Raw genomic sequence first — 6,280 nt, 5'->3', positions numbered from 1 at the left:
TCCGTTGACGTGGAGTAAGCTTTAAGTCGTAGCGATCTGTCAGCTTCTCCAGTAGCCCTTCTACATTGTTAAAAATGGTTTTTGTATTGCCATCCAACCAATCTTCATATTCCTTCCAATCAATTTTTGCGTAGAAATATGCCCCATTAGCCACATGGTCAGCGATTCGCTGCATCGTAAATTTTGTATGAGGACTAAATACAATCATTGCTATTTATGTAATCAAGGGATTTTCACTAAAAATACCCCATTTTCTCGTAAAAAACCACATTGTAATCTAGTAAAAAGAAAACAATGCTTTTAGAGGTTTTTAGGGCGAAGCCCTGCTATGCGAAGCATAGCCATAAAATCGAATTTTTCGGGGTATTTGTAAGAGGGTAATAAGTAGTTCCTGCAAATCAGGATAGACGACTTATTTTTTATGTTCTATGATCAATTCATCATCAATGAAGTGTGTCTGACCAACGCGCATTTAAGACTGACCGACCGTGTTAGTTTTAGTGTGCGCAGGCACACTAAAACTTTGATTTTTTAAACAGCTCATAGTCAAACTTCTAACCAATTTTTGACTACCTGACGAAGCGGACTGCCATTTAACCGTGGCTCGGTACGCTTTGATGGGAGCTTGAGGGACGCAATGCCCTCATTCGATCCAATCCTATTTAACTAGGTCGGGGAAACCCGTCTTTAGTGAAGTTGGGCGACAAGGAAACGGAAGCGTGGTGACACGTTGGTCGGGAAGTAATTCCCGATCTAGGCTGAAAGCCGAAATCCTGTTTTGAAGATATGGTTAGGAGTTTCAGGATGAAATTCCGTTAACAGCCACCGTTCTATGCAGATGTGCGTAATGTTTTGCATAGTGCGTGCCACACACGATGGATTCTGAGGTAACCGAGAGGTTATCGGGGCGCTGAGGCGAAAGCTGGATGCGTTGCAGGCACTTTCTTGTTAAACGGTGAACTCGTCGTGAGACGTTCCGTTGAAGCTCGAAAGGTCGATTGATAGCTCAAACGTGACAATGGGGGCGCACAACCCCCTATGTGGATTGCAAGTGCTTTACCAACAAGAATGATGATCAGATTAATAATGCGTTTTTTGGAACTGCGAACGCAAAAATAGGGAATTTCTTCGGACATTCTGGTGATCTAGTTGATAAGCGTACTGCAAGTTAAGACTTCAAGACTAACTTGGGAATCACATCCTTCAAACGTGCAAATTGGTTAAGCGCGAAATATTGAGGAAGTGAGGGAGCGATCTTGAGTAGCGCATATAAAACGGTTTTTAAATCGTGGAAATTGTGCCTGAAAGGGTAAGAACCATAGCTACCGTTCGGAGAAATCCGTTGTTAAGGGAATCGTGGTTTTGCGAAAGAGTGAGGTTGGGATATGCAGAGGTGCATATTGAGTATGTGCTCACCTGGTGGTAACAGCCTTGTGAGTTAAAAAAAAATCAGAAACGGTTAAATGGGGGGTTGGTCACCCCCTGCTGTTCGAGTTGGTCGCTCGGACTAAACTAAGTTGATGAAAATGCAGAGCTGCAACTGTTTGGATGCATTACCAATTAGGTAATTCAGTATCTTTGTAGCTATTTCTGAGTATAGAAAACTCAGGTTCACTGTGGACTTTGCCAACAGAGGAGTTCAGCCGTTCCAGAGTCGGTTGAATCAGGTGCAGATTTAAAAACACATTATCAAGGGCGGTGGCGTAGTCACCGACCCTTACCTTTTTATTTGAGTAAGAGTAAGCACTCTTTAACATCTCTATATCGAGTACCTTGCCGCCCTAATGTCATATGTTGATGATCTGTAGTTAATATCTCGATTTTCGAGTTATCCCATACAGAGGATGCAAGCTCCATCATAGTTTCTAGGCTAATCATCCCCGTATTACTATAGCTAAGTGCTAATTGAGATTTAGTAGATTCGACCCCCTTAAACATATCTAAAAACGCATCTTCAACCTTAGTTTTAATGCAAAAAGGAGACTGATGCCTATCCTCTCTATAGCGCCCTTTAACGATCACATTCTTCTTTTTCTGAATCTCAGGATAGTCATATAAAACTAGAGTTTCTAGGGCATGATAGAAACGACTGTAATGTACAAAGCAATACGGTGGATCTGCATATACTGTCCCACCTTCAAACGTTTTTAACGCTTCTTTAAAATCGGCCGATAAAAAAGCTGAATTGAAATTAGACTTGGTATTTAAACTATAAGTACATAATTCATTAAATTTTTTATGAAAAAATTTGAAAACTTCTTTTTTTCTATAAATACAAATGTCATTAAAAGAAGAATTAGTTTTCGCATCTCTGTACTGAGCATAGTGGCCTGTACCTTGACTGCAATAAGCCATGGAATACATTAAGGAAGATAAAAAAATTGGATAAATCGGCTTATCTTTGTACTCATCTGCAACTTCTCTTAAAGCATCAATCCACAAACATTGTTCATAGGACCACCATGTACCAGAATAGTTTTTTGCAAATAAATGATAATCGTACGAGAAGTCTTTATTGATTAAATCTTTTTGGTTTTCTTCTAAACAATTGAAATCTTCAATATCAGTTAATTTAGTGTAATCAACAAGATATTCCTTTTGCACATTGGCTTCTACAAGGTCTAAAACCTGCTGATGAATATGATCAATATCTGGAATATCTGCATCTCTTAAATTAACTAAATAGGTTTGCGAAAGAACTTTTGAATATTCCTGAATGTCATTAGAAACAAAATTAACCTGTTTCCCAATTGCCCCTGCCAATGAAGCACTCCCAGCAAATAGATCTAATATGGCTCTATCTTTTTGATGGACAAAATTAATCCCATCAACAATAAAATCAATAATCTTGGTTTTTGAACCCATATATTTGATTAAACTAGGAAATGGTTGTGGGGTGAACATAAGAATCCTTAATAAAAACAAAATCCCAAATTAGGATTTTGTTTTTTGATTCTATGTAATAAAGTCTTGATAGTCAAATAGAGAAAATAGATGGATAAAAGTTTAATGAAATCTTTGTGTATCCAAGCATTAAAGCAAATGAGACTTGATGCTCAGATTACTCAATCTCAGTTAGCAAAAATGCTAGAAAAACCACAAAGCTTTGTTTCCAAATACGAAAATGGTGACAGATCTTTAGAAATTAGTGAGGTTTATTTAATATGCAAGGAATTAAATAAATCGCTATCAGACTTTGAGGAAATCTTAGAAAGCCTTATACAAGAATCTATTTAACTAAATTCATCATAAAGACTGGCTTTAATACCAATCGCTATCACGGGACATCCACCTGAACCTTGACCAAATAACTTACTTCTTAATTTACCCATATGCGTTGTAGATGAACCATAAGATGCTCCTTTGCCTAAACTTTTAAATAGTTCCTGCAACTCTGAAGCTCTAGTAATCACTACACCTACAGATACAGCACCTAAATCAAATAACAATCGAAAGTTATTTAAATCTCTATCAAAAAACGGGTCTTTATTATTCCACTCTACTTCAATAGCAACTTTATTTTTGAAGCAATCAATTTTATGAGTAGGAACTTCTGTAATAGTGCTATTTTTCAAAGTAGAAATAACCGTATTCTTTCCATTGCCAATAGCTGATTTGATTAACTCATATTCATCCAAATGAATAGCCGTTTTAAATTCTGTCTCTCCCCAACCCCTTGCATATAGAAAACTATCTAATTGGTCTGCAACAGTAGATTTTCGACCACCTGGAGCAATGACTTCACTTCGTCTTAAAACAAAAGCTGAAAGTAAATCGACTAAATCATTCCATTCATTAGGGAAAGCATGTCTAAGCACAGAAATACCATTACGATATTCCTCTATTTCATAGTTATCTCGAATATATTGCGGAAAAAGTAGAACAGACATAAGTATCAAGAATTTAATTTTCTAAGAGTATAAAAGTATAAAAAAATATTAAAAGGAAAATAAAAAATTAGCCTAAGTTAGTGAAGAAATTAGAAGCGTGGAACAATATCTAAATTGACCATACTGACAAAGAACAGCCCCATAAAAGGGGCTGTTATCTGATATGGCTTATTTGGTCTCATTTTTCCGTTGTCGATAGTAAGTCGCTCGACTAATTCCTATATCTTCCCACGGCTTTGTAGAACGCGCTGAATTCTCTTTAGGACCACGCTTGGACTTTACCCCACCCTTAGCCCCTCTTTCAGCCTGAATCTGGCTAAAAGCTTCCAGAGAGAAGCGGTTCCAAATCCATTTCGCAATACTTTTGGCAATCTGTTTTAGCTCCCCGTATTGGAGAGGTTCGGGAAAGTTCTCATTCTCCTTCAAAACACGCTCTAAAACCGCGTTAAACCATGCGTCATAGCTCGCGTTTTCCTTAAGATAGGTTTTTACCTTCCTGTAGCCCCAGTGTCGTACAGCATCAAATACAGTGCAATTTCGCCCTAAACCTTGCTGTCTTGCTTCAGGAGAAGGTTTTTTATCGAGATCAACAAAGTCGGCGAGATAATCTAACGAATATGCCTGATCACTCCAAAAAACCACGTCCCAATGCCAATGTAGAGGATTTTTTGTAATTAATCGGCTGTACGAAGTATCTGAACCTAATTTCTTTGCATAAGCAGCTTGTATCGCACTGGCATAGCGAATCGGCTTAATGCTGGCGATCTCTGTCGTTGGAAACGGGGTTTCGAGCTTATAACAGATGTGGCAATGGCCATTTTCGGGATTTCGGGCTGTCCAATAGGGCGCAGGCAAATTTTCAGTATGCCAAGCTAAGACAGAATCCTCATGGTCCAAATCAAAGAATAAATAATTAACAAGACATGGTTGATTGCCTTGAATATATCGGTGCCCTATAGCCTGACGCTTAGGATAAATATTCAAGCCGCGATCTAAATAATCCGCACAATAGGGTTTATGAGGTAGATCGTCATAAAAAATATCAAGTTGGTGAACAGGCGTAGCCATTGTTCAAGTCCTTATAACTCTTGTTATTGTGGACTCAACTAGCTACAATTAGGGTTCAAGATAATTGAGGTGCTAGTTGAGATTTTTCTCTTCAAGTTCCCGAAAAAAGCCCGACGCCACATCGGGTTTTTTTTCGCTCAAAATAAAGTTTACATCAAAGTTACATAGTTGTTAAACCCTTAATTTTAAAGTAAAAACATATACCACAAATATGGTATTTTAATACCCAAAAAAAAATGACAATAACCGCTAAGAATCAACCATTTAGATTTTTTGCACTTTATTTCGAAAGTTTTTAAATACCCTTCCCGACCTATTTTTAAATTGATTTTGTAACGTAATCATTTCAAAGTTTCTGAAAGCATTGCTTCATCTACTTTTTTATTACGGTTCTCGACCTTCATTTTCTCAAGATTAACGTAGTTAAAAATTGGCATATATTCGCCCTTTCGGACTAATTCGAGGGGGATTTCTACACCATATTGATCAAAAAGGTCTCTCCGCTGCCGGTATTCATTCAAATTGTCGGCATAGTTCTCCAGCCGCGGCAAATAAACTAAATGCGGTGGGGCTATCTCAATTTGCTGCCACGATTTTTTAACTTTCCTGCGTACAAAGCTTTGGGCGAAATGCAGCAATTCTCCTGATTGCTGTCTATTACTTTTAAAAACGGCCCATGCTTCAATCATTTTGAAAAAGTTACGCAAATCAGCTCGGTTTTTTTCAGCTAACTTATTATTTTTTTGGCTGATAAGTTTATTTACAACAGCTATAAGTCGGGCCTTCATTCGCAAATATGACTGCTTGCTGTATCTCCAAGACCAAGAAAATGACCGAATTCTGTCTTTATATTCTTTTTCAGTCGGCTTGTAGACCTTGTGATCTGTACGCACAAGCTCAAAAGTCATGTGCTGCGTGACTTTTAGAGAAACAGGCGTATTTAAAACAAATTGCAGCGGCTCCCGATCTTTGAAATAGCCATAGATCAAGTCCATTTCAGCCTGTATTTCAGGTTTAACCCATGAAAACCCCTGAAATCTTGTCTGCAATTCCTCGATTTTTTCACGCTCTTTAGCATTCACGATCTTTTTAGGCTCTACACCGCACTGCAAATTGAAATCCCTAGTTCTAGGAGTCGTGAACAACAAATGAATAGTCCATTTGTATTTTTCAAAGACATCACGTTGAACAATACAAGTACAAATCGGATGACCCTTCTCAAGGCGGTAATTCCGTTGACGTGGAGTAAGCTTTAAGTCGTAGCGATCTGTCAGCTTCTCCAGTAGCCCTTCTACATTGTTAAAAATGGTTTTTGTATTGCC

Annotated in this window: 5 protein-coding genes; 1 reads left to right on the top strand and 4 read right to left on the bottom strand. The window is 38.0% G+C overall.

The window, feature by feature from the left end:
- Window positions 1-1,725: 1,725 nt before the first annotated feature.
- Window positions 1,726-2,904, bottom strand: coding sequence for a DNA adenine methylase (locus tag NI469_RS15365; protein ID WP_253175644.1), 1,179 nt, complete (start codon window positions 2,902-2,904; stop codon window positions 1,726-1,728).
- A gap of 90 nt (window positions 2,905-2,994) precedes the next feature.
- On the opposite strand from NI469_RS15365, the gene NI469_RS15360 reads away from it, so the two are divergent.
- Window positions 2,995-3,237 carry a helix-turn-helix transcriptional regulator gene (locus NI469_RS15360; protein WP_253175643.1) on the top strand — a complete coding sequence of 81 codons (243 nt, stop codon included), beginning with the start codon at window positions 2,995-2,997 and terminating at the stop codon, window positions 3,235-3,237.
- Here NI469_RS15360 and NI469_RS15355 read toward each other — a convergent pair.
- The 3 genes from NI469_RS15355 to NI469_RS15345 all read right to left on the bottom strand — a co-directional run.
- Window positions 3,234-3,890, bottom strand: coding sequence for a BglII/BstYI family type II restriction endonuclease (locus NI469_RS15355; RefSeq protein WP_168405114.1), 657 nt, complete (start codon window positions 3,888-3,890; stop codon window positions 3,234-3,236). The two genes, NI469_RS15360 and NI469_RS15355, sit on opposite strands and share 4 nt — an antisense overlap.
- Window positions 3,891-4,058: 168 nt before the next feature.
- Window positions 4,059-4,958, bottom strand: a complete 900-nt coding sequence (locus tag NI469_RS15350) for a replication initiation protein (protein ID WP_253175642.1) — start codon at window positions 4,956-4,958, stop codon at window positions 4,059-4,061.
- Window positions 4,959-5,299: 341 nt separating this feature from the next.
- Window positions 5,300-6,280, bottom strand: a 981-nt coding sequence (locus NI469_RS15345) for a hypothetical protein (protein ID WP_253175641.1), incomplete at its 5' end; no start/stop codon positions are given.

The sequence above is a fragment of the Acinetobacter lwoffii genome (assembly GCF_024129735.1).
In the GTDB taxonomy this organism is placed as follows: Bacteria; Pseudomonadota; Gammaproteobacteria; order Pseudomonadales; family Moraxellaceae; genus Acinetobacter; species Acinetobacter lwoffii_H.
The sequence above is the reverse complement of the archived record's forward strand: the minus strand, read 5'-3'. Positions and strand labels throughout refer to the sequence as shown.